General features: G+C 32.8%; 20 protein-coding genes. 12 read left to right on the forward strand and 8 right to left on the reverse strand.

The window, feature by feature from the left end:
* Positions 1–68 precede the first annotated feature (68 nt).
* From Z054_RS0121410 to Z054_RS0121420, 3 genes are all read right to left on the reverse strand, one after another.
* Complete coding sequence (locus tag Z054_RS0121410) at positions 69–2,090, reverse strand: M3 family metallopeptidase (protein ID WP_024772080.1); 2,022 nt, start codon at positions 2,088–2,090, stop codon at positions 69–71.
* A 580-nt stretch (positions 2,091–2,670) separates the two neighbouring features.
* The gene (gene purE, locus Z054_RS0121415; RefSeq protein WP_024772081.1) at positions 2,671–3,156 is read right to left on the reverse strand and encodes a 5-(carboxyamino)imidazole ribonucleotide mutase; all 486 of its coding nucleotides are present in this window, start codon (positions 3,154–3,156) and stop codon (positions 2,671–2,673) included.
* Between the two features lie 91 nt (positions 3,157–3,247).
* Entirely contained in the window at positions 3,248–4,402 is a 1,155-nt protein-coding gene (locus Z054_RS0121420; RefSeq protein WP_024772082.1) for a 5-(carboxyamino)imidazole ribonucleotide synthase, read from the reverse strand.
* Between the two features lie 301 nt (positions 4,403–4,703).
* On the opposite strand from Z054_RS0121420, the gene Z054_RS31095 reads away from it, so the two are divergent.
* The 7 genes from Z054_RS31095 to Z054_RS0121460 all read left to right on the forward strand — a co-directional run bounded on the left by Z054_RS31095 (position 4,704) and on the right by Z054_RS0121460 (position 10,841).
* Positions 4,704–5,810, forward strand: a complete 1,107-nt coding sequence (locus Z054_RS31095) for an adenylate kinase (protein ID WP_084050520.1) — start codon at positions 4,704–4,706, stop codon at positions 5,808–5,810.
* Positions 5,811–5,896: 86 nt separating this feature from the next.
* On the forward strand, positions 5,897–6,895 hold the full coding sequence (obgE, locus tag Z054_RS0121430) for a GTPase ObgE (RefSeq protein WP_024772084.1): 999 nt from the start codon (positions 5,897–5,899) through the stop codon (positions 6,893–6,895).
* A 522-nt stretch (positions 6,896–7,417) separates the two neighbouring features.
* Positions 7,418–8,797: a hypothetical protein gene (locus Z054_RS0121440; protein WP_024772085.1), complete on the forward strand. Its 1,380-nt coding sequence runs from the start codon at positions 7,418–7,420 to the stop codon at positions 8,795–8,797.
* A 92-nt stretch (positions 8,798–8,889) separates the two neighbouring features.
* The gene (locus Z054_RS0121445; RefSeq protein WP_024772086.1) at positions 8,890–9,243 is read left to right on the forward strand and encodes a hypothetical protein; all 354 of its coding nucleotides are present in this window, start codon (positions 8,890–8,892) and stop codon (positions 9,241–9,243) included.
* Positions 9,244–9,323: 80 nt separating this feature from the next.
* A complete protein-coding gene (locus tag Z054_RS0121450) occupies positions 9,324–9,668 on the forward strand; it encodes a hypothetical protein (RefSeq protein WP_024772087.1) in 345 nt (114 codons plus the stop codon).
* Positions 9,665–10,201, forward strand: coding sequence for a hypothetical protein (locus tag Z054_RS0121455; protein WP_024772088.1), 537 nt, complete (start codon positions 9,665–9,667; stop codon positions 10,199–10,201). The genes Z054_RS0121450 and Z054_RS0121455 overlap by 4 nt, the downstream gene beginning before the upstream one ends.
* Position 10,202: 1 nt before the next feature.
* Positions 10,203–10,841 (forward strand): hypothetical protein, encoded by a 639-nt coding sequence (locus Z054_RS0121460; protein WP_024772089.1) that lies wholly within the window; start codon positions 10,203–10,205, stop codon positions 10,839–10,841.
* Between the two features lie 235 nt (positions 10,842–11,076).
* On the opposite strand, the gene Z054_RS0121465 is transcribed toward Z054_RS0121460, so the two are convergent.
* Complete coding sequence (locus Z054_RS0121465) at positions 11,077–11,529, reverse strand: carboxymuconolactone decarboxylase family protein (RefSeq protein ID WP_024772090.1); 453 nt, start codon at positions 11,527–11,529, stop codon at positions 11,077–11,079.
* A gap of 314 nt (positions 11,530–11,843) precedes the next feature.
* On the opposite strand from Z054_RS0121465, the gene Z054_RS0121470 reads away from it, so the two are divergent.
* Positions 11,844–12,446, forward strand: a complete 603-nt coding sequence (locus Z054_RS0121470) for a fasciclin domain-containing protein (protein ID WP_024772091.1) — start codon at positions 11,844–11,846, stop codon at positions 12,444–12,446.
* A 62-nt stretch (positions 12,447–12,508) separates the two neighbouring features.
* Here the strand turns inward: Z054_RS0121470 and Z054_RS0121475 are convergent, their stop codons facing one another.
* Together Z054_RS0121475 and Z054_RS0121480 are read right to left on the reverse strand one after the other, a co-directional pair.
* Positions 12,509–13,168: a TIGR02117 family protein gene (locus tag Z054_RS0121475; protein ID WP_024772092.1), complete on the reverse strand. Its 660-nt coding sequence runs from the start codon at positions 13,166–13,168 to the stop codon at positions 12,509–12,511.
* A gap of 98 nt (positions 13,169–13,266) precedes the next feature.
* Positions 13,267–19,314 (reverse strand): alpha-2-macroglobulin family protein, encoded by a 6,048-nt coding sequence (locus Z054_RS0121480; RefSeq protein WP_241461439.1) that lies wholly within the window; start codon positions 19,312–19,314, stop codon positions 13,267–13,269.
* A 392-nt stretch (positions 19,315–19,706) separates the two neighbouring features.
* Between Z054_RS0121480 and Z054_RS0121485 the strand changes: the two genes are divergently transcribed.
* Positions 19,707–21,065: a UDP-N-acetylmuramate--L-alanine ligase gene (locus tag Z054_RS0121485; RefSeq protein ID WP_024772094.1), complete on the forward strand. Its 1,359-nt coding sequence runs from the start codon at positions 19,707–19,709 to the stop codon at positions 21,063–21,065.
* Positions 21,066–21,163: 98 nt separating this feature from the next.
* Here the strand turns inward: Z054_RS0121485 and Z054_RS0121490 are convergent, their stop codons facing one another.
* Both Z054_RS0121490 and Z054_RS0121495 read right to left on the reverse strand, forming a co-directional pair.
* Positions 21,164–21,607, reverse strand: a complete 444-nt coding sequence (locus tag Z054_RS0121490) for a DUF1569 domain-containing protein (RefSeq protein WP_024772095.1) — start codon at positions 21,605–21,607, stop codon at positions 21,164–21,166.
* A gap of 105 nt (positions 21,608–21,712) precedes the next feature.
* A complete protein-coding gene (locus Z054_RS0121495; protein ID WP_024772096.1) occupies positions 21,713–22,156 on the reverse strand; it encodes a hypothetical protein in 444 nt (147 codons plus the stop codon).
* Positions 22,157–22,386: 230 nt separating this feature from the next.
* On the opposite strand from Z054_RS0121495, the gene radC reads away from it, so the two are divergent.
* From radC to Z054_RS0121510, 3 genes are read left to right on the forward strand one after another with little or no spacing between them, the layout of a single operon-like run.
* Complete coding sequence (gene radC, locus Z054_RS0121500; protein WP_024772097.1) at positions 22,387–23,085, forward strand: RadC family protein; 699 nt, start codon at positions 22,387–22,389, stop codon at positions 23,083–23,085.
* 46 nt (positions 23,086–23,131) lie between these two features.
* Positions 23,132–24,436 (forward strand): polysaccharide deacetylase family protein, encoded by a 1,305-nt coding sequence (locus tag Z054_RS0121505; protein WP_024772098.1) that lies wholly within the window; start codon positions 23,132–23,134, stop codon positions 24,434–24,436.
* Positions 24,429–25,115: a YjjG family noncanonical pyrimidine nucleotidase gene (locus Z054_RS0121510; RefSeq protein WP_024772099.1), complete on the forward strand. Its 687-nt coding sequence runs from the start codon at positions 24,429–24,431 to the stop codon at positions 25,113–25,115. The genes Z054_RS0121505 and Z054_RS0121510 overlap by 8 nt, the downstream gene beginning before the upstream one ends.
* The last annotated feature ends 41 nt before the right edge of the window (positions 25,116–25,156 follow it).

Here is a 25,156-nt window from a genome sequence, read left to right on the forward strand (position 1 = left end):
TGTATTAAATCTTACCATATGAAGTCTGTTGAAGCTAAAAACTTCAACAGACTTCATATGGTATTTTTTTATTTAATTAATCCTGCTCGTTTTAATAATGCTTCGGGTTTAGGTTCTTGTCCTCTAAAACGTTTATAAAGAATCATTGGGTTTTCTGTACCTCCTTTAGATAAAACATGGTCCTTAAATTTGGTAGCAATCTCACGATTAAAAATTCCATTTTCTTTAAAATATTCAAAAGCATCAGCATCTAATACCTCTGCCCATTTATACGAGTAATACCCTGCAGAATACCCTCCTTGAAAAATATGCGAAAAAGCTGTACTCATACAGTTTTCGTCTACATTAGGATACAAAGATGTTGTAGAAAAAGTCTTTTTCTCGTGATCCTTTACCTTTTTGATAGCAGTAGGATCTTGAGAATGCCAAGACATATCAAGTAACCCAAAACTCAACTGGCGTAGTGTAGTCATACCTTCCATAAAAGTAGCAGACTCTTTAATCTTTTCAACCAATTCCATAGGGATTATTTCACCTGTTTCATAATGTTTGGCAAAAAGCTCCAAAGCTTCTTTTTCATAACACCAGTTTTCCATAACCTGACTTGGTAATTCTACAAAATCCCAATATACACTGGTTCCTGATAGGCCTGGATAAGTAGTATTAGCCAACATACCATGCAATGCATGACCAAACTCATGAAATAGAGTAGTTACTTCATTAAACGTTAATAAAGAAGGTTTACTAGGTGTAGGTTTTGTAAAATTGCAGACAATAGAAACATGTGGCCTTATGTTTTCCTTATTTTTCCTCATTTGTGATTTATAAGAAGTCATCCATGCTCCATTACGCTTTCCTGGTCTTGGATGAAAATCTGCATAAAACAATGAAACAAAATTACCATCAAGATCTGTAACACGATACGTTTTTACCTCTTCGTGATATGTGTCTACATCATTGATTTCTTTAAATTGAAGTCCAAACAGTTTATAAGCTACAGTAAAGACTCCATCGATTACATTTTCTAACTTGAAATAAGGTTTCAGTTTTTCATCATCAAGATCAAAGAGTTTTTGTTTTAGTTTTTCAGAATAGTAGGCTCCGTCCCATTTTTGTAATTGATCAATCCCATCTAATTCCTTTGCAAAAGATTCTAGTTGTTTAAATTCTTTTTCTGCTGCAGGTTTGGCTTTCTCCAAAATTTCATTTAGAAAAGAAAATACAGTATCAGGTGTTTCTGCCATTCGTTCTTCGAGTATATAGTCGGCATGAGAGGAGTACCCTAAAAGAAGAGCGCGTTGATGTCTAAGATTTGCAATTTTTAAAACAATATCCTGATTATCAAGATCGTCATTGTGAAATCCTTTAGACCCAAAAGCAAGAGCAAGTTTTTTTCGCAGTTCGCGATTATCAGCATAAGTGATAAAAGGAATATAACTAGGATAATCCAAAGTTATTAACCATCCTTTTTTATCTTTTGCTTCTGCCATAGATTTAGCGGCTTCTTTTGCTCCCTCTGGCAAACCAGATACATCAGATTCGTCGGTAAGCAACATCTCGAATTTATTAGTTTCGGCGAGCACGTTTTCACCAAACTTTAAGCTTAGTGTAGAAAGTTCTTTATCGATCTCTCTAAGTTTCTCCTTTTTTTCGTCAGGAAGATTAGCCCCATTTCTCGAGAATGATTTATATCTTTTTTCAAGAAGTCTGGATTGCTCTGGATTAAGATCTAATGATTCTTTTTGTTTGTATACCACTTCGATTCTTTTAAATAAATCCAGATTAAGAGCTATGTCATTACTGAATTCTGAAAGCAAAGGAGAAGCTTCTTGTGCTATTTTTTGAATTTCCTCATTGGTCTCAGCACTATTTAAATTAAAAAAGACACTGGTAACTCTGTCTAATAGCTCACCACAATATTCCAAACCCTCTATGGTATTAGAGAATGAAGGTAGTTCGGGATTAGAGACTATTGCATCGACTTGTTTTTTGGCGATAGAAATACCGTTTTTTATAGCCGGTAGAAAATGATCTGACTTTATTTCTGAAAATGGTGCAGCATCAAATGGTTTTAATAGTGGATTGTTCATTGTTGTAATGATAATTTCTTCTTATTTTTTTATTATATGTCCTTATATCGGAAAAAATAGTCTTTTGTCGAAAAACACTTCCAGGTTATGGGCGTTTTTAAGTAAACTAAATTTTATACCAATAGATTTGATTAGGTTTATTAGTATGGTCTAGTATTAAGAATAGAAGGTTATTTTTATTTGGGGTATGAATATAAATAATTATTCTAATGCAAAGACCAAATATATCGAAAGAGCTGCATTTTTGTGGCTCTTTTGTCTTCTATTTTTTGCCAAAAAACAGGTTTTTAGGCAAAAATCCTGATTTTCTGTCTGTTTTTTCGATCAAAAAGTCTTTAAAAAACACTCAATTATTGCTCTTTATCGATTATATTCGTATTTCATCGAAAATTATGAATATTTTAGCATTACTTTTATTGTGTAATTAAAGTAAGGTTTTACCTTTGTTGTAGGTTTTAAGAGTAATGGTCTTACGATGAATTTTTTGTGTAATATATTTAAGTTGGTTAATAAATATTGTTATATTCTTTTGTAAGGCCTGATATTCAAAAGAGTCACTGAAAAGTGACTCTTTTTTTTGTTATTTTTTTATCTGCTTAGCTCCTTCAATTACTTTTTGCTTTAATCCTTCTTTATAGATTAAGATTTTATCTAAAACACATTTATCATTTGAGCCTATAATTTGTGCTGCCAAAATACCTGCATTTAGAGCTCCGTCTAGAGCTACAGTAGCTACAGGAACTCCACCAGGCATTTGTAAAATAGATAGAACAGAATCCCACCCATCGATAGAGTTACGTGACTTAACAGGAACACCAATCACTGGTAAAGGAGATAATGAAGCCACCATCCCAGGAAGATGGGCAGCACCACCCGCACCGGCTATGATAACTTGTATGCCTCTCGTATGAGCATTTTTGGCATAGTCAAATAATTTTTCTGGAGTACGATGTGCCGAAACAATATCTACTTCGACTTCGATATCAAAACCTTGTAATACTTCGATAGCCTTTTCCATTACTGGCATATCACTAGTACTACCCATTATTATTCCCACCTTGCTCATTATATTGTTTGTTATTGTTAGTGTTTGTTTGTTAAAAGTTATTAGTTATAATAAGGTATGAAGGTATATAAAATAAGTTTCTAAACCTTTATTAGCTAATTACTTGTATTGTGTTTTTTACTTTTTCGGCTATTTTTCTAGCCTCGTCGATGTCTTCATGAATTATGGTAACATGCCCCATTTTTCTATAAGGCCGTGTTTGTTTTTTACCATAAATATGAGGAGTAACGCCCTTCATTTTCATGATTTCTTCTATGTTTTTATAGATAACATCTCCTGTATATCCTTCTTTGCCTACCAGGTTCACCATGATACCACCTACTTTACTTTCTGTAGCTCCCAGAGGTAAATCCAAAATGGCTCTTATGTGTTGCTCAAATTGATTAGTATAACTGGCCTCTATACTATAATGCCCGCTGTTATGTGGTCTTGGTGCAACTTCATTTACAAGGATATTATCATCTTGTGTTTGAAACATTTCTACAGCCAGTACCCCTACATGTTCAAAGGCTTTAGATACTTTTTCTGCAATTTTTATTGCTTTTTGAGCAATTTTAGCATCGATTCTTGCGGGGCAAATCACATATTCTACCTGATTGGCTTCTGGATGAAACTCCATTTCTACCACAGGATAAGTTTTGATTTCTCCACTCGGGTTACGAACAACAATTACAGCTAATTCATTTTTAAAATCAATTAGATGCTCTGCAATGCATTCTGTGTCAGGAAGTTTTGCTAAGTCGGCTCCAGATCTAACAATCGAAACACCTTTGCCATCATATCCTCCCTGCGTACTTTTCCAGACAAATGGAAGTTTGATTCTATTATTGGTAATTCCTTCGGTAAGGTGTGCCTTATTAGAAAATCGGGTAAACTCTGCAGTAGGGATTTTGTTTTCTTCGTAGAAAAGCTTTTGTTTCCCTTTATTTTGTATTTTCTCCAGAGTTTTTGAACTTGGATAGACTTTCTTACCTTCTTTCTCTAGCTGAACTAAAGCTTTTAGATTTACGGTTTCAATTTCAAAAGTAAGTACATCTACCTTTTTTCCAAAATTATAAACAGTGTCATAATCCATCAAATTACCTTGTTGGAAATGATCACATGCAATTTTGCAAGGAGCATCTTGACTTGGGTCGAGGACATATGTTTGGATGTCATATTTTCGGGTATCATAGAGTATCATCTTGCCTAATTGACCTCCTCCTAATATTCCTAACTTAAAGTTTGACGAGAAAAAATTTGTCATTTTCGGGGTTTCAAATTTATCATAAAATGCAAAAATAATTTTTTCAGAAGGAATAACCACAATAATGTAAGGTAAATGCAATAAGTAAACTATAAGAAAGCTTATTTGATAGGTATGTTTTTTATATGTTGATGATTAAATCTATACCAATCTAGAGCTATATATGATTTATATAACAACCATTTTAGCCTGTCTGGAGTCGTAGGAAGGTTGATGCCGTAATTCTTAGCTATGCTCATTTCTAATCACTATCTTTGCGGCTTTAAATTAAAAAATCAAACCAGAACAAGTATAAAATAGAATGGTAAAGCTGCACGACTTACAGTTTATTCCTTTTATTAACGAGGAAGAAATAGAGACTGCGATAGATAAAGTATCTGATAGATTAAATAAAGATCTGGCTGATAAAAACCCTTTGTTTATAGGAGTGTTAAATGGTGCTTTTATGTTTGCTTCAGAGGTTTTGAAACGGTTTGATCATGATTGCGAAATTAGTTTTGTGAAATTAGCTTCGTATGAAGGAACAGAAACTACACACAAGGTTAAAGAGTTAGTTGGATTAGGGGAAGAGATTTCAGGAAGAACAGTAGTGATCTTAGAAGATATTGTAGATACTGGTAATACAATCGAAGTGCTAACAGAGATGTTAGTAGAAAAAGGGTGCTTAACATACAAAATTGCTACTCTATTTTATAAACCCGAGGCATATACCAAAGAAATTAATATAAATTATATTGGGATAGAGATCCCAAACCGATTTATTGTAGGATACGGACTTGATTATAATGGATTAGGACGTAATCTTACAGAAGTTTATCAATTAAAACCAAACAACATGACAAATTTGGTGTTATTCGGACCTCCAGGAGCGGGAAAAGGAACACAGGCAGAAGTTTTAAAACAAAAATATAATCTGGTACATATCTCTACAGGAGATGTGTTTAGATACAACATAAAAAATGCAACAGAGCTAGGTACTTTGGCAAAATCATATATTGATAAAGGCCAATTGGTACCTGATGAGGTTACAATTAATATGCTTAATGCCGAAGTAGATAAAAATCCAGAGGCTAAAGGCTTTATTTTTGATGGATTTCCAAGAACCGAGGCCCAAGCAGATTCACTAGCCAACTTGCTAGAGTCAAAAGACACAATGGTTAGTGCAATGGTAGCTCTAGAGGTAGATGATGAGGTATTGGTACAACGATTACTCGAAAGAGGAAAAACATCAGGGCGACCCGATGATGCGGATGAAAAAGTGATACGTAATCGTATTAAAGTATATTATGACGAAACAGCCATTTTAAAGAATTACTACCAAAAACAAGATAAGTATTTTGGAGTAGATGGAGTAGGTGGTATTGATGAGATTACAGAGAGATTGAGTAGCGTGATAGACAAACTTTAGTCTGTGAAAGCAGAATCTAATCCAGGGTAGTAAACGTAAAATTGAAATGTTCCTGATTTTTATTAGGGTGATATAGGAAACGAATTATGACAGAAGGGAATTTTGTAGATTATGTAAAATTACATATAACTTCCGGGAACGGAGGGAAAGGATCTGTACACTTACATCGTGAGAAATACATTACCAAAGGAGGCCCCGATGGTGGTGATGGTGGTCGTGGAGGTCATATTGTTATTCGCGCAAACCCTAATATGTGGACACTACATCATCTTAAATTTAAACGTCATTTAAGAGCTGATCACGGAGGGCATGGTAGTAAAAGCAGGAGTACTGGGGCTGATGGAGAAGATGTTTATGTAGATGTACCTCTAGGAACAGTGATTCGGGATAGCGAGACCCAAAATATTATTAAAGAAATTACCGAAATAGGACAGGAATATATTGCTGCCGAAGGCGGTATGGGAGGTAGAGGTAACTGGCATTTTAAAAGCCCAACAAACCAAACACCTCGCTATGCTCAACCCGGCGTAGAAGGGCAAGAACATGATATTACTCTAGAACTCAAAGTACTGGCAGATGTAGGATTGGTAGGATTTCCTAATGCAGGAAAATCTACTTTGCTATCGGTTATTACTGCAGCAAAACCGAAAATTGCCGATTATGAGTTTACTACACTTAAACCAAACCTTGGTATTGTAGAGTATAGAGATTTTCAAACCTTTGTGATGGCTGATATCCCTGGTATTATTGAAGGAGCAGCAGAAGGTAAAGGTATAGGACATCGTTTTTTACGTCATATCGAACGTAATTCTACCTTGTTGTTTTTGGTTCCGGCAGATGCCCCTGATATCGAAGCACAATATGAAATTCTTTTGGATGAACTAAGACGTTACAACCCTGATTTATTAGATAAAGAACGACTTATAGCAATATCAAAATCTGATATGCTGGATGAGGAACTAAAAAAAGAAATGAAGGTTGAGTTAGATCAACAACTTAGCGTTCCTTATTTGTTTATTTCTTCGGTAGCACAACAAGGATTGCAGGAGCTAAAGGATAAACTTTGGCAAATGTTGAATGATTAAAACTTTGATTTCTTAAATTAGAGTGTGTTTCGTATTCGCAAAAAAAGAATTACTGTTTTGTCGTATGAAAAATGGTATTTCATTTATAAAATATTGCTTTTCTCTATACTATAGCAACTAAAAATCAAATTACAGATACGTTTTGATTAAGCTACGATTGGTTTGTTTTGTAGCGTATCAACTCTGCTTCATTATTAAAATTACGCATTAACTTTTTTAGCGTAGCCCTCTTTCATTTTTGCTATACTTGTTATTATTCTAATAAAAAAGCACTCATAATTCTTCAATTTCCTTTTCTGAAAAGTGAAAACCAAAAGAATGAACATTCTAGGGTTTCTCATTGCATTGTTATATGCAGCTATAATACCATTCAATAAAAAAGCTAAAAAGATTCGTTGTTAATTTTCAAATATCAAATAATGCATATCGAATATCACTAAAAGTAACGCGGATATGAAGTAATGCTTTTTTTGTTTTGACCGATATCTATATTTGAGCACGTAAAAAATTGCTTTAATAAGTATGAATAAATCTAAGAATATCCTCATTGTCATTTTAGTATTGTTTTCTGTAAAGACAAACGCTCAAAAAATCCCTGATGGACTCTATTTTGTAAGCGGAAATGAAATAAACCAAATCACTATTCTTAATAGAAGAGATGGAAGTATAAAAGCAACATTCGACACGTATCGAGGGGCTTTAGAGATGGCTTTTTCATCACTAAAAAATTTGCCAGGTAGTTATGAAAGTGTTAATACTAAAGAAAATCATGTTCTGACAAAAAGAAATAATCTTTTAACACTTCTGGTATTGGGAGACATGAACCTAATTGTGAAAAAGGAAGTTTTGGCAATTAGTAAAAAAGAACTAAAAGCTGCAAAAAAGCAATTAGGTATTAAATCCGAATTATCTAATGAATTAGGAAGCCTCTGGGGAAAGAAAAAAAAGAAGGAAGAAGAAAAAAAGGGACCCCTTGAATATTTTGTGAAAGAAGCAACTTCAGATTTTCATCAAAAAAATGTAGGGAAAATAATTTTCTTCTCTAAAGAGCCTACCGTTGGTAAAGAAGATATCTCAACAATCAAAACAGATTTTAAAATTGGAGATGAAATTTGGGGAGTAGCTTACTTTTCTACAGTAATGAAAGAAAGCTATTATTTGAAACAACTAAGTAATCATTTTCAAGATAATTTTGGACGAAATCACTATTGGATAACTATCGGGATGGATAAAATGGAAAAAGACCTGTTGCCAAAAGAAAATGAAATAGTAAATCAGTGTACTGTGAAAAGTCTGAAAAAAGCAGATTTAGAAAAAAATTATGTTGTGTTTCAAGTAGTTCCTTCTTCTTTAGCGAGTATGAAAATAGATAGAGATGGGGCTTCCTTTTTGCTAGGGAGAATGGGGGAGCGCTTAGATCCTTATAAGCATAATTTAAGGATTTCACTTACCGATGGGAAAATGGATCAAGAAGATGAACTCTATTTTGGTACGATTACCTATGACACAACAGAGGGCACCGAAGATTTAATAATGATGGCTAAAGAAATTGAAGAAGGAGCTTTAAAAGCAAAAAGAGCGCCTACTCCTGTAATGCGTAATGCAAATTTGGAAGCAGAAATGATGCAACAAATTGAGTTATGGGCAAATACTAAAGACTGGCCAGGAGTGAAATTTCATAAAGTTATGATCACATTAGATTGGCAAATCTTAAAAGATGATTATGGTAATATTAAAGGGAATTATGTAGAAGGAGATGTGTTGTATTCTGATAATGAGGGCTGTGGTTATAGAAATTTCGGATTTTTAAAAACCTATTTAGGTAATGGGCAATATGATGAAAACATCAAGCAACATACTATTGGTCATAGAGGAGAATTAAGTTGTGATAAAGTGAAATAGACAATACTCGTGTAGCTATATGAAAAAACGGCATGAACTGAAGCTATAGATGCTGATATAAAGACTGTTACTTAGCTGGTAAAAAAATAGTTATGAAAGAAGAATTAGTAAGAGAAGGAATCCAAAAAGAAGAAAAAGTAGGATACCTCAAATCAAAATTAAACTTGATGCAAGGAACACTTTACCTAACACCCAATAGACTTGTTTTAGATGCGCATAAGACAGGAGTTAGTGGGTTAGGTATTTTAGGCGCTTTATTAAAAAGACAGGTCGAAAAGAAAAGTTTTGGATTTAACCTTGAGTTTAAAGATATAGAGAAAATAACCCAAGGAAAACACGGCGTAACAAAAAATGTCCTAGAGGTTACAGATAAGCAAAATGAAACATATCGAATCATTGTGAAAAATTATGAAGAATGGGAAAATGAATTGAATCAAAAGCTGTAGTGTTTAGATCTGAATAACAAAAAAAGAGATTGCCAACATTACATTAAGATAAACGATTAAAGAACTGTAAGAAAATAAATATGGCAAAAAAGATTCAAATAATCACAGAGAAAACTCTTACCAAAAAAGCCTTAAAAGACTATCTGGATATGATGTTTTCTTCTTTTGGATATGAAGTGTATTTAAGTTCCTTGATAGGAGCAGACATTGTCATTAAAAAGAATAACTGGGTAGGTGCTTCTATTAAGTGGAAAACTAAATCTGGTAACAACTATTTAGTTATAAGTGGGTTTTCACCATCAACAATGGCAAGAATATTAGTTTCTGGGATTCTTCCTATCTTAATATTACTACCAAAATGGTTACGATTTGAAAAAGAAATAGAAAGCACAATTAAAGAGAATCAAGTAATTTTTAATACATGAATAATAGCCAGATGGTTTACAAATTAAACATAAAAGAAGTAAGTGCAGCAAAAGAAGAAATCAAAGAATTTGTTTCTGGATTAGCAGCTAAGTTAAATAATGATTTTGGAAACGAATATATAGTTTCTTTAGGGAAAGATACCGAAATAGAAGATGATTGGAGTTATGATATAAAAATAAGAAAAGGAAATAAAATCGGAGCTTCTTTGTCTTTAAATTGGAAGAAGCAACATTTTAGTGACCTAAATATAGAGGTTTCAGAATCTACAAAGATTGGTAGTTTCTTAATGTATGGCATAGTCTTTCCTTTTATGTTTGTGGGGGCTTATATGGGAGCTAATCGTATAGCGCCATTAGACTTTTTACCAGGCTATAAATTGGCAGGAGCTTTGGGAGGTGTTATAGCTTTTGTTCCAGGAATGATTTTGATGACTCTTATTAAATCAATTATACTAAAAAAACATAAAGAAGAAAATGAAAGCCTTAGGGAAAAAGCGCTAAGCGCAACAGGTAATACATTTCAGAAAGTTTAATATGAAAACAATTATAAAAATTTTTCTTGGGTTTGTCGTTTTTTTGATCTTATGTGGGGGTATTCTTGGTATTATAGAAAATGAATATGATGGAGCCAGACAATATTTTAGAATGTTTAATACTAGTGAAGAACAAAAGTCAGTCACTTTTGAGATGATTTATGAAAATGGTACACCAAGTAATGTTTGGGCAATAAATGAAATAATTGATTCTGAAAATGTTGTAAATACAAAACTCCTTCCGGGTACTTATTTGGTAAAAGTATGGGATCATGAAGATGTGCTGGAAAACGAATTTGAGTTTTCATTTAGTCTACCTAATCCAGAAGAATCAAACTATAATTATTACAGATTTGATCTAGCTATGAACAAGGATTTTAGAGTTGTAGATATGGCAGCAGTTTATGAAGGGAACTCGTTGGTAAATACGATGTCTAAAGCAGTAGGAACATATCAAGATGATATTTTGGTAGTAGAAACTTATAAAGGAGATCGACCTTTTTTAATTTCAGAAACTTATACAGATCGTACATTCATTGATGTATATGAAGATATGCCTAGCCGAATTAGATACGGAGAATTGATTTATAGATTAGAAGCTGTAGATGTCGATAGCGCAACTAAGGAAATAATAAAATAGCTATGAGTAGGGAAGTAATCATTAGAAGACCCAAAAATAAGAAGAATAAAAAGTGAATTGTATCGAATTATGTTGTTTTGATGTAATTCGATACAATTCACTTTTTATTCAATAACATACCCAATTTCGAGATGTTTTTCTTTGATCAGACTAAGTCCAAAATAAGTTACTATAGGATATATCCCCTAGATCAATATTCATCCTTAAAAAGAGCTTGATATAAAATAATAATTAATTATTCTTGAGAAGGTATTGGAGTCATTAAAGTAGCTCTTCCTATTCTATTCCATACATTAATACAGCAAATTGCCATGATAATATCTGCTACTTTTTCTTCACCAAAAAGATGAATGGCTTTTTGATATAATTCGTTATTTAATCCATTTACAGAAATATGGGTTACCTCTTCTGTTATTTCGAGGATGATTTGTTCTTCTTCTGTGAAATAAGGGGATTCTCTCCAAAAAGGTAAGGCATGTATACGATATTGTTTTTCCCCTAGATTAACAGCTTCCTGAATATGCATTTGCACACAATAAGCACAACCGTTAATTTGTGATGCTCTAATTTCTATCAATAAAAATTCTAAATCAGTTAATGAGCTTTTTTTGATATCATTATAAAGCGCAAAAATGGGCTTGTAAGCGTTTGGGTTAACCTCACTAATATTGATTCTATCTGTTTCCATGTCTTTGATTTTAATTACTTAAGACAAAATTCAATATATAAGATGACTAAAAAAATAATCTAGATTAAGAAATTCATTACGAATATGATTAAAAAACGAATACTAGAAGAAACGCTACGGATAATAAGTTAACGTTCATAATTTGGTCATCCCTACTACCTTTATAGAGTAATCATATGGTATTATTCTTTGCTTTTTAAAATTTGTTGAATAATGAATTTAGTATTTTGTTAAGATTTATTTAACCGAAGTTTACCAAAGAAAAACATTTCTATACCGTTCCTATACAAACAAAAAAACGAAAAATTCTTACAATGAAAATTAGAAATGTATTACCTGTTTTTACCTTATCAGGGTTGTTGTTAATTACCGCTTGTAGCGAAACGAAGAATGATAGGACTACGCAAGAAGAAAACGATAAATTGATAGCACAGAATGTGGCATCATCGGAAACGATTAAGGAAAAACTACCTACTATACTTGAATTTGCCTCTATGGATAAGGGGTTTTCTACACTCACATCTGCAATTAAAGTGACCGAATTAGCAAAATCGTTAGAGGATAAAGGTTCGTTTACCATATTTGCCCCAGTAAATTTAGCTTTTGATAAATTAAACCCTACTACTGTAGAAAAGCTATTGAAACAAGAAAATAAAGAGCAACTAAAGACTATTTTAAGTTGTCATATCATACCTAGTGTAATTACAAAAGAGGATATTGTTATTGCGATTAATGAGGGTAATGGAAGTGTAAAGTTAAAAACAATAGGAGGAGCATTATTGACTGCAACAATGAAAGGAGATAGAGTTTTTCTTATAGATCAAATGGGTAATGGAGGTCATTTAGTAACTACAGATGTTAAAGCATCTAATGGACTTATTCATACTATAGATGCGGTAATGATGCCTAAGAAATAGATCATATCTTTATAATATTCTCAGACCTGTTGGTTTAAAACCAAGCAGGTCTTTTTTTTTATCTATCTGGATTGATTTTTATGCATGTTAAGTAACCCAAAATCAAAAGGAGTCCATAAACATGCTTTTATGTCACTTTGTTTTAATCCGGTATTTACCCAGGTATTACAGGTGTTAAAGCACGTATAATTTCCTGTAGCTTCATAAAAATCATCGTTTTTATAATATCCTAACCCAGGTAATACTATCTTTTTATTTTCACCATTTAATCTAAAAGTAGCAGATATATATTGGTTTATCTTTCTAAGTTGTTTTTGATTGACTTTTAGAGCTATCCAGCCCTCCTGCATAGAAGAATGTCTGGTAACATGTAATAAGGTTGGAGTATTAAGAAATAAAGCTTGAAATCCATTAACAAAAGTAAGATCAGCCCATAATGGAGTTTCGACATAAAAGTTTTTGTCGCCCCAGCCAAATGAGAAATATTGCACCTGAGGAGTATTCAACTGGTCATCTAAAACAATAGTGTTTAAATCATTTTTGGCAATGATAATTTCTAAATGAACACCATTAGAACTTAAATAGACGGTGTGATTCTTTTCTTCGTTGTCTTTTTTTCCGTTTACCGGAATATAGGTTAATACCAGAGATACTATGAGATATAGTGTTGGAAGTATTAAAATAACCCCAATGTATTTCAGTATCTTTTTGATTAACCTCATATGATAAAGTATAAATATTAGTTAGCCCTCATTTAGAATACCGAATCATGCTCGGTATTCTAAATGAGGGCTAAAATAATTAAAAGAAATTTATTATTCTATTTGATGGTTACTCTAATTCCTTCAGAATGACTAGAGAACTCTGGTGCATACATACTCTGTATAGTAGTAATACCATTAGAAAAATCTCCTTTGTTATTGACACGAAGATCATATTCAAAAACATATACTCCTTTGGGTAAATAATCAAAGAAAAAGTTAGTAGAAGCATCTTTAGTACTTTCGTAATAGCCTAAACCATCTTGCCATTTATATTGTGAGATTACATTGATTGGTTCCAGGCCAGATGCACGCATATCTTTCATGTGAACAAACTCCATTGCGCGATCAGATCTCAATTCGATACGCACTCTTATCAGATCACCTAATTCTAGTTTGGTTTTTGAAGTAATTTCTGTAATTTCTTCACCGGTATCTGTATTCTTTTTTAAGAACAATTTTTTCTTTAAGGATAGTGGTGTTTTTGCCGAAGTAATTTTGTCTAACTCTTCAAAATATTGCCAGTATAAAGCTCCCCAGGCAATACCTTTTCCTTTTTTAGAGATTTTGGCAGTTGCCATATTAGGTTTTATTTCATTACCATTCCAGGAGGTTTTAAAATACCCTGTTCCAGCTTCGACCTTTACATCTTCCATTTTACCTGGATCGATTTTTTGATCTCCCAATACAATGTCTACCATATCCGTTACCGATAGCCAATCACTGCCTTGCAATAATAATGCATATACGGCATCAGAAGTGGCTTTGGTAGTTTTCCAACGATTGGTCTGTTTGTTTTTAAGTAACCAGATTTTTAGATTATCAACAATTTCAGTTCGTTTTGGTTCTGCTTCTACTTCAGAAAAGACTTCAATCATTAGAGATTGAGTTTCGATTGGAGCCTGATACCAGAACCAACTTGCTGTATTTGATTTCCAATACATCCCTAATTCTTCACTAGATACACTTTTTTCATCTAGTGATCTTATGATTTTGTTAGCTGTTGTGCTATCATCATTTCTGTGTGTTATTAAGGCTAGCATTCCTTGTGCATATAGGCTTTGACTTAACCAATATTTTTTAGATTGTCCCAGGTAGTAGTTCCAGGCCTCGTTAGTATTTTTTGGCCTTTTGATATTTGTGAAGAAACTACGCATATACAAATAATGAATCTGAGTATAGCTTAAATGGTTTTTATTGATGTCAATCTTATGTTTCTCACAATATCGCTTAAGCTCCTTGTATTCTTTTACAAATTCTGCATCAAGAAAACGAACTGCATTTTGTAGCATATTTGCGGTATCTCCATCATACTTCGTAACCCCTAGTTTTTTTAGATGTCCGAACCCTGTGGTAATATGTTGTGTGATGAACCTATTTTCTCGCCCTCCCTGAAACCACGGGAATCCACCAGAACCATACTGCATTTGTTTTAATTTGTTTAATGCCGATTGTAGTTCATTATTCATCTTATTAAGATCAAACAGCAAAGCGATTCGTTTCTTTTGTTCTGTTTCGCTTTGTGCATCACGTAACCAAGGCGTTTCTTGAATCATCAGAGATTTTAATTCCTGGTTTTTTTCAAGATTACTTAGTAGTGCATCACTGGATTTCCATTGGTTAAATACTTCCTGGATTCTGGGATTAGAGTTAGCAATATGGCTAGCTAAAGTATTTGCATAATATCTAGAGAACGTTTGTTCTGCGCACTCATAAGGATATTCCATAAGGTAGGGTAGTGCCTGTACAGCATACCAAGCCGGGTTAGAGGTCATCTCCAGAGTAAGCTTATGGTGTTTTAGTGTACTGGAGGTGTTATCCTTTAATTTGTCTAGCGTAAATGTTTTTGTTTGGTCAGAACGAATCCACATAGGTAGTGTCTCGGTAACTAGCATTCGATTACTTAATACCGGAAGCACATTTTGTTCTCCATCAGAAAAATCTCCTGCTTTGGCTATAATTTTATATTGTACAGTCTGTACATCATCAGGAATCTGAAGCTCCCAGGATACATTAGTGTTTCCTTTGGCTTTTACCATAAAATCTTGACGAGCATTATTATTTTGAAGCTTTGTATCTATCACTTTATTGGTTAAAGCATCAAATAGTTGTAACTCTACAATACCATTAAGATCTTTGGTAGCAAGATTTGATATTTTAGAACTTAATATAATTCTATCACCTTCTCTTAAGAACCTGGGTGGATTAGGAAGAATCATCAACTCTTTTTGAGTTACTGTTTCTAAAGTTGTTGTTGCTGCATTTAAACCTTTGGTATGTGATAGTAGCTGTAATTTCCATTTTGTTAATGCTTCGGGAGCAGTAAAATTGAAACTTACATTGCCGTCTGCATCAGTGGTTAACTGCGGAAAGAAAAAAGCAGTTTCCTGTAGGTTTTTCCGAATTTTAACACCTTCCAGAGATTGCTGTTCTTGCGGTTTATTTGCTTTACTTTCCTTTTTGTCTTTCTCTGCAACGTCACCGGCAACTCCGGCAACCCCATCATCATTAAATTCTGCTTCTTCCATTGCAACTTCATTAGAAACGGCAGATTTGGCGGCAGATCTTTTCATCATCGGAGCGGGAGCTCCGCTTTCCATAATGTCATAATTTTTATTTCGACCTCCAAAATATTGTTGCCCAAAATATAGACCATACCAATTTAATTGATCATACCCTTGACTGCTATAATGATACGATGGGTTGTTATGGTTTTGTAATCTAAATGTGAGTACTCCAAAACTCTGTGTAGCATGTCTTTTACTTTGTGTATAATATGTAGGACGATTGATAGGATCAAAATACCATTGATGAGGTCTAAACTGATCTAAAGAAGCATCATACATACTAGCCAATAGTTCTGCACTAACCTTATCTCCTTTAGGACCTTTGATTGTAAAACTCCAGGTTTCCTGTTGACCAGGAAGTAATTTGTCTCTAAAAGTTTTGGTTTCTATACTAAGCTCTGTAGGCTCATAAGGAACAGGAATTATCATTGCTCCACTCTGATAACCGTTGTAGTTTAGGTAGCTATATCCGATTGAAAACCCTCCCAGATCCTCTTTTGTAACCGGGATTTTGATAGTTTTACTATTTTTTGAGAGTTTAATAAGTTTTGTCTCAATAATTTTATGATTCTTCTCAATATCTACTGTGATTGTTATGTCTTCTGAAGCAGAACTAAACTTTATAATCGCTTCGTCTCCAATTTTGTAAGTCGATTTATTTGTTGTGATTTCAAACAATTGCTGATCACTAATATTTTTATCTTCCTGACTATATAGTGTGATATATTGTATGTCCTTTACGTCCTGGCCAAATCGATCTTTGGTATTTAATTCAATAACATATTTACCCGATTCCCATTTTTTGATAGTGCCTAAAGAAAGTTGTTGTGTTCCTACTTCATTTTCTTTTGTCGATGCAGTATTAAAAGGTTTATCTAGTACTATATTTCCTTTATCCCATTTTCGATAATCATGTTCATTTTTAAAAGCATCATGAGGAAATAGTGCTGCGAATTTTTCTTCTTTGAAACCTTCATAATCAGGTGCTTTCCATGGTCGAATTCGCATAGGTTTTTTAGGAGCTTTCAGCTTGTATACCTTAACCGTTCCTGCTGCTGCAACAGATTCATTATTTAAATTTATAGTTGTTATAGTAAATGTGTTGTCTTTTTGTGTTTTATCAATCTTATCTTTGATTGCAATATCTGCGGTTAACGCATGATATCCTACATTAACTATCGTTGTGCTACTGCGTGTTTCTCCATTAATATCAATTACATCTGCCGTAACCTCGTAATTAAAGATTGGTAAATCCTCTTTAGATACTCCAAGGTCGGGGAGTGCCTTAAAACTAATGTTGTACTCCCCTTTTTCATCGGTTATGGTCTCTCCATGGGTAATTTCCTGAGGTTCTACTGTGTATCTTGGATACCAATAGCACCAACGGGGATATTGCACTTTACGGTGTACTCTATACACTACTTTGGCATCAGTAATTGCACTACCGGCATATGCCGTTGCAACTCCGGTTAGTTTTATTTCATCATTAACTTTATAGGTCTCTGTAACCGGATTAAATTTAGTCTCAAACTTAGGTCGTTTATACTCTTCAACAGAAAATGAAGTATTATTATAATTATTAGTTTGTATGGTATACACCCCAGTAAGTCCAGAAGCAGGGACAATAAACTCACCGCTATAAGATCCGTAATCATTAGTTGTAAATTGTAAAGTTTTTACATCTTGCCCGTTTACATCTTTTAGTGTAACAAAAGTGGGTTGATTAGATACTACTTTAAATTCTTCTTTGCCATCAGAAGACATCATAATCCCTTTAAAATATACAGTTTGTCCAGGTCTGTAAATACTACGATCTGTAAAAAGAAAAGTAGTAGTATTGGTTTTGGTACTATAATCTGGTTTATAAGATTGATTTAGATAGTACCCCTCAAATCTGGCAGCATCTTTCTCATACGAAACAGTAATGTTAACATCATAGTGATATGTGTTTACTGTTAAATATGCCTGGCCTTTTGCATCGGTAATTAGTGTTTTATCTAATTTGTTACCGTATCCTCTTTGATTACTTGTTTTCAAATGTATTTTAGCATTGGCAATAGGCGCTCCATTATTACGATTTAAAACCTGAAAAATTGATTTTTGCGGTGTCCTGTTTTCTGATAATGCCAAATTGCTAACTTGGGTGTTTCCATAAGAAAACAAGCTTTTTTGAGAAAGATCTTTTGATATAGTTGCTAAAATAAGATATGAGTCTTGCTCTAGTTCTGGTAATAATACTTCGGTAGTATGTGTTTGATAGTCATGTTCATCGCAAATTTCTGCTTCCCATGTTTTAGTTACCTTTAAGGAACTCAAGAATTTGATCTGATCTTCAGTTTTGTATAACTTATTTAAGTCTTTTAGTTGCTTAGGAGTAATTTTAAAAGCATTAAAATAAAGCTTATTAAGGTTTTTATATGTGATTAGTAATCTACCAGGTTTCTGTATAGGAACATATTTTTCGGTTTTGATGCTTAATTCGGTATGAAGTATCTGACTTTTTAATGCTTTACATTGATTGGCTCCTCTCGAATCAGGGAACTTCTTAATTGTAGCATCACATATTTCTAAGGCTTCTTTTAATTTCCAGCGATGCGTATCGTTTTCTCCTGGAATATAAGTAGAAGCATATTCTTTATATAAATTCGCAATTTCATAATCATATAAAGCTGAAGCATTATGGGTGGCAAATTTCTTTTTTTCTGATCGTAAACATTCGAGTAAAACGGTTTTTTTATCACCAAAAACAGCATTTTCTGATACAAATTTTATGCGTTCTATATTTACTTCGGTCAAAGCATCTGGAGCTTTATCTCTTGCATGAAATTTTATTAAATCCTGAAATAGTTTTAAAGCATTAAACTGTAATGATAATGAGTCTTTAGTTTCTATTTTTAAAGATGAAAAAACAGTGTGTTCCTGTAGGTATTTCTTGTCATTTATAGTAAAAGCATATGAAGGTTTGGTAATATTCGTTTCAGAAGTCTTATAAAAATCTAAAGCATTATGAGTTAAAAAATCATACAGTGTAGGACGATATTTTTTAGAATCACTACGAGTGTCTAAGATTTGATCAAATGCATTAAGATTTGTTTGCTGGGCTAAAACCCCATTTTTAAGAGATTTTTGATAATAAAGATGCGTTTCTGCAAATAATGTTTCTAGGTCCCAGGTTCTAAAATCTTCGACATCAACTTTTTCTGAAGTTTGAGTTCTATTATAAAACTTCCATCGATTTTGTTGAAAATACTGCCAGTATAAATTGGCAAGAATGCTTTCCAGAATGTTTCTTTTTGGAAATTTGCTATTATCAATCTCACTTTTTAAGTTTTTGATAATGGTAAGTTGCGCATTTTCTTCTAGAGTAAGCATATACTTCGCCTTGTGAAGTAACGCTTTGATTACCTGGTTGTCATTATTTTCTTTTTTGGCTTTACCATATATAGTTTCAACTACTTCCAAAGCAGATTTTGGTAACCCTTCCTGGTTAAAAGCTTCAACTTTTTTCCAATCACTTTGATAGTCATTTTGACCTTTCATAATATACAGGTTTGATATACAGATTATAATAAGGATGATATGCTTTTTCATCATATATATTTTAGGTTGTGAAATAAACGTAAAGAAATGCTGTATTATTTTATATGATAACGCTTCATAATTCATAAATAACATCATAAAACTACGTATTTGAAATGAGCCAAGATAATTTTGTTGCTATAAATCAAAATTTCTGCCACATTTTATTTGAAGACTAAGTAAGGCTTAAAAATGGATAGATAAAATGATAAATGAGGGAAGTCTCTGTTTTGTTTAGGAAACCTTATGATCTAATGAGGAAAATAATAAGAACCGAAATTATTTTTCATTACCTCATTATTTTATTAGCTAATTGTTAATTGTATCTTTACTCTCTTATTTAAGAGTTTACTATGCGTGTACATTTTATAGCTATTGGAGGTAGTGCGATGCATAACCTTGCCATAGCATTACATCAAAAAGGATATCAAATAACAGGAAGTGACGATACTATTTTTGAACCTTCAAAATCAAGATTAGAGCGGTATGAATTATTACCAAATGAATTTGGTTGGTTTCCAGAAAAAATCACTTCTGATCTTGATGCAATTATTTTGGGGATGCATGCCAAAAAAGATAATGAAGAACTTCTTAAGGCTCAGGAATTAGGGTTGAAAATATATTCATATCCAGAATTTTTGTATGAACAGTCCAAAAATAAGACCCGTGTAGTAATAGGAGGGTCACATGGTAAAACAACGATTACCTCTATGATTTTGCATGTATTGCATTATCATGATAAAGAGGTGGATTATATGGTAGGAGCGCAGTTAGAAGGTTTTGATACTATGGTACACCTCACAGAAGAAAATGATTTTATCGTTTTAGAAGGAGATGAGTATTTGTCTTCACCGATTGATCGCAGGCCAAAATTTCATTTGTACCACCCCAATATTGCTTTAGTAAGTGGGATTGCCTGGGATCATATCAATGTATTTCCGACTTTTGATACTTATGTTGATCAGTTTAGAATTTTTATGAATTCTATTGTTAACGGAGGCGCATTGGTGTATAATGAAGAAGATCCTGAGGTAAAAAAATTAGCAGAATTAACAGAAAATCCTATTCGAAAATTTGAATATACCACCCCAGAGTATAGTGTAGAGGATGGAGAAACTTTATTAAATACTCCCGAAGGAGAGATGCCTATTGAAATATTTGGAGCACATAATCTAAATAATCTTGCCGGAGCAAAATGGATTTGCCAACATATGGGAATTGATGAGGATGATTTTTATGAGGCTATTGCTTCTTTTAAAGGAGCATCAAAACGATTAGAAAAAATTGCAGAGAGTGATAATGCTGTGGCATATAAAGATTTTGCTCATAGTCCATCTAAAGTAAGTGCAACTACAAAAGCAGTAAAAGAGCAATATCAAAATAGAAATGTGGTGGCTTGTCTCGAGTTACACACGTATAGTAGTCTGGATGCTTCTTTTTTAAAAGAGTATGAAGGAGCTTTAAACGCAGCCGATGAAGCGGTAGTGTTTTATTCTCCTCATGCAGTAAAAATAAAACAACTTAAAGAAGTCTCTGCTTCCCAAATCGCTGAAGCTTTTAATCGTAATGATTTGATTATTTATACTGATCCAGAGAGTTTTCAGCAATACTTAAAGCAGAAAGACTTAGCTAATTCAGCATTATTACTTATGAGTAGTGGTAATTATGGAGGATTAGACTTTGATGAAGTGAAACATTGGATTGAAAACTGAAAGTGTTTTTAATAGCCTCTAATTGTAAGTTTACTATACTTATTGGTTAGTTCGCAGCTTAAATACTTCAAAATACTCTTATATTAATGTTTAGAGACTTACGCATTAAATTGTTGAAGATGATGATCCAGATGTTTATATTGTAGTTGTCCCCATTGCTTATTAGTAAATTTTCCAAACATTGGATGAGGTTCCCATTCTTTTTTGTCTCTCTGGTTAGAGAATTTGGCTACAAGATGTAAAAGTTCTTCTTTTTCGGTTTCAAAATCTTTTTGTTCAACTACTTTTAATTTTGAATGCGTTGGTAGATTTTTTCTCCATGGTTTATCATTATACATAGATTTTTTGAAGAATAGCTTTGCAAATACATTAGGTTTAAGCTCGGGATGATCTTTTTTTAAAGCAATTTTTAATGGAAATTGACAATGATGAAACATTTGCGAAACATTCATTTTCCCCCAGATAGCAGTACTGGTAACAGATAGTTTGTTTATACGATTTTCTATTTCGTTTTGTGCAGTTGAATCGAGGAGAGATTTCATATCAAATTTTTTAGATGACGTATACTCAAAAATACCACTTTTATACCAAAAAAATAAAGGCTAATCATATGATTAGCCTTTATAGAATATTATATATATGTTTTTTTAACTTACCTCATCAAAGAAAAGACTTAGAAACCCATCTAGATCGTCATTATTTGCAATATCTTTTGGAGTTCCCAGATTGATCATTAGCGGTTGATCTTTAATTGTTCCTTTCAAAAAATATTGGAAAGTAGTGCCCATCTTAAATTTATATCCTTTTAGTTGAGCGCCAAAAGAAGTAAAAGTTACTTCTGTTTTTGAACTATTACTTTCTGCAAATGCCGTTATTGTAGCATCAAAAACTGCAGATAACATGTCATCACTATAATAATCCCATTTAATAGATGTTCCGTCACAAGCCTGCAATTCATATTGAGATTGAGCTTCACATCCTCTAGGGACTTGTATGTTATTTCCTACTAAACTAAGAAACGAAATCTTCTTATCCTGCCCATAAAAACTTATGGTCGCAAGAAGTAAAACGAAAGTAAAAATATTCTTCATAAATAGGTCAATTTGAAGGTGTTAAAATATTCATTTTTGGATTAAGGGTGTCCAAATATAGTAAAACTTTCATTTTCAAACAAATATATGTAGAAAAATAATGTTATTTGATCGTAAATGAAGTGTTAATATAGTGATATTAATTCGGTAATAAGTTGTTGTAATTGAGATAAATAGTTTATACTTACAGATAGGATTTATTAGCTATTTTTAATTGTTAAACTTATTATATGAGTGAATTAAATTCTTCATTTTCTATCAAGGAATGGAGTGAAGATGATCGTCCAAGAGAAAAATTAATCGCTAAAGGGAAAAATACGCTAACAGATGCAGAGCTGATCGCAATACTTATTAGCTCGGGCAATCGTGAAGAAAGTGCTGTTGCATTAAGTAAGCGTATTTTGTCTAGTGTAGATCATGAAATTAATGCGTTGGGAAAATTATCAGTGAAACAATTGATGAAATTTAAAGGAATTGGTGAGGCTAAGGCTATAACTATTGTTGCCGGTTTAGAATTAGGGCGAAGACGAAGAGATGAAAACGTACCCATAGTACCAAAAATTACGTGTAGCAAAGATGCTTTTCATCTTTTTCAACCTATCATGGGTGATCTGGAGCATGAAGAATTTTGGGTGCTGTTTTTGAATAATGCAAATAAAGTAATCCAGAAAAAGCAGATAAGTGTTGGGGGAAAGACAGGAACTCTGGTAGATGCTCGAATCGTTTTTAGATCTGCACTAGAATATGGAGCAACAGGAATAATACTGGGACATAATCACCCTAGTGGAGTATTGATGCCTAGTCAATCAGATAAAATGTTAACCCAGAAACTAAAACAGGCAGGAGTAACTTTGGATATCAATCTACTGGATCATCTTGTTATTACAGAAAAAAACTATTTTAGCTTTGCAGACGAATCCATATTATAAAAGTGAGACTTACGAAATTATAAATCATAAGTCATAATACAACAATATGCTATTAATTCACGTACAAAAAATTACCCCCAGAGTATCCTACACATTTAAACAAATATGTAAGCGAATATTAGGTTTTGATGTTGATCTGACATCTAAAATAGAGCCTTTTATCGCTCATGATGGACCTAAGCTTTCATACGGTAAACAACCATTGGGAAAGGAACTTTATTTTCAGAGTGTTGATTTACTTTTTGAACATGGACTAAATGATATAGATGTTCAGGTTTTTGATTGGGAAGAAACAAAATGTTTTTTTGATGTAAAGCATTCCGACTCTGCATTGCCTTTTGATATTTTTGCGGCTACTTTTTATCTCTTAACACGATATGAGGAATATTTGCCACATGTGAAAGATGATATGGGACGTTTTCCGGCTACAGAAAGTATTGGGTATATCCATGATTTTTTACAGGATCCGGTAGTAGATATATGGGCATATAAATTCAAAAAAGTTCTTTTAGATAAATACCCTAACCTCGAATTTCGAGAAAAGAAATTTACAATTATACCTGTTGTTTCTGTAGCTCAGACTTTTGTGTATAAAAACAAAGGAGTTTTACGATCTATAGGAGGAGGGATTCGTGATTTGTGGAAATTGCAATTTGATAAACTAACAGATAGGATAAAAGTATTAATTGGATTTAAAAAAGATCCATATGATGTATTTGATTTTATAATTCAACTTCAAAAAAAGAAAAAAAGAAAAGCTAAAGTGCTATTTGGATTAGGAGATTACTCTAAATATGAGAAAAATGTAGGTTATAATCGCCCAAAACACCATGCAATCATTAAGCATATTGCAGATTATATTGATGTAGGATTAAAGGTCTCATATGAAGCTATCTCTGATTTATCACTGTTGAAAAAGGAAAAGTTACGAATAGAGAATATTGTTAACAGAAGACTTCGATATTCACTTTGTTCTTTTTTCAAAATAAAATTACCAGAAGCATATCGCAATTTTATCGAATTAGAGATAGGAGAAGATTACTCTATGGGATATCCCAAGCAATCAGGTTTTAGGGCAGGAACTTGCACTCCGTTTATGTTCTATGATCTTGATTATGAGGTGCAAACTCCTTTGGTGGTACATTCATTTTGTTTTGCCAGTCAGGGCGATAGAGAAGATATTAATGACCTGATGTCTGCAAGAAAAGAAATCAGCGTATATATGGATAAAGTAAAAAAGGTAAATGGAATTTTTATTCCGGTTTTTTGTAATACATTGTTTAGTGATTTACAAAATGAACCTTTTTGGAAATCAATTTTAGAATTTATTTGGACAGCAGAAGATGAATAATACAATAAAACATATTTTTTTTGATCTAGACCATACTCTTTGGGATTTTGACAGGAACTCATCTTTAGCATTTAAGATGATTTTTGAAAAATTTGATGTTAATACCAAAATAGAAGATTTTCTGGCTATATATCAGCCAATTAATATGAAATATTGGAAATTATACAGAGAAGAGAAAGTAAGTAAAACACAACTCCGCAGAAGTAGGCTTACAGAAGCTTTTATGCATCTTGATATCGCATTTTCTTTAGAAGTTATAGATGCAATGTCTGATGATTATATTAATTTTTTACCACTTCATAACTATTTGATTGATGGAACCCAAGATTTATTAGAATATCTTAATCCAAAATATGATTTGCATATCATTACCAATGGTTTTAGAGAAGTACAAAACATGAAGCTGTCAAATTCTGGAATACTACATTATTTTAAAACAATAACGAATAGTGAAGAAGCAGGGGTTAAAAAACCCAATCCATTTATTTTTGAACAGGCAATACAAAAATCCGGCGCAAAACTCGATAGTAGTATGATGATAGGAGATAACTATGAAGCAGATATAATGGGAGCAGAGGCAGCAGGTTTAAGAACTATATGTTTTAATTACCATAAAGAAGAATTGCCGGCACATAATGTTCAAGTTTCTGAATTAAAGCAGATTAAAAAGTATCTTTAGTAAATAAATATCGCTCTAGTTTATAATTGCTATTATTCGTA

This window comes from Aquimarina macrocephali JAMB N27 (assembly GCF_000520995.1).
In the GTDB taxonomy this organism is placed as follows: domain Bacteria; phylum Bacteroidota; class Bacteroidia; order Flavobacteriales; family Flavobacteriaceae; genus Aquimarina; species Aquimarina macrocephali.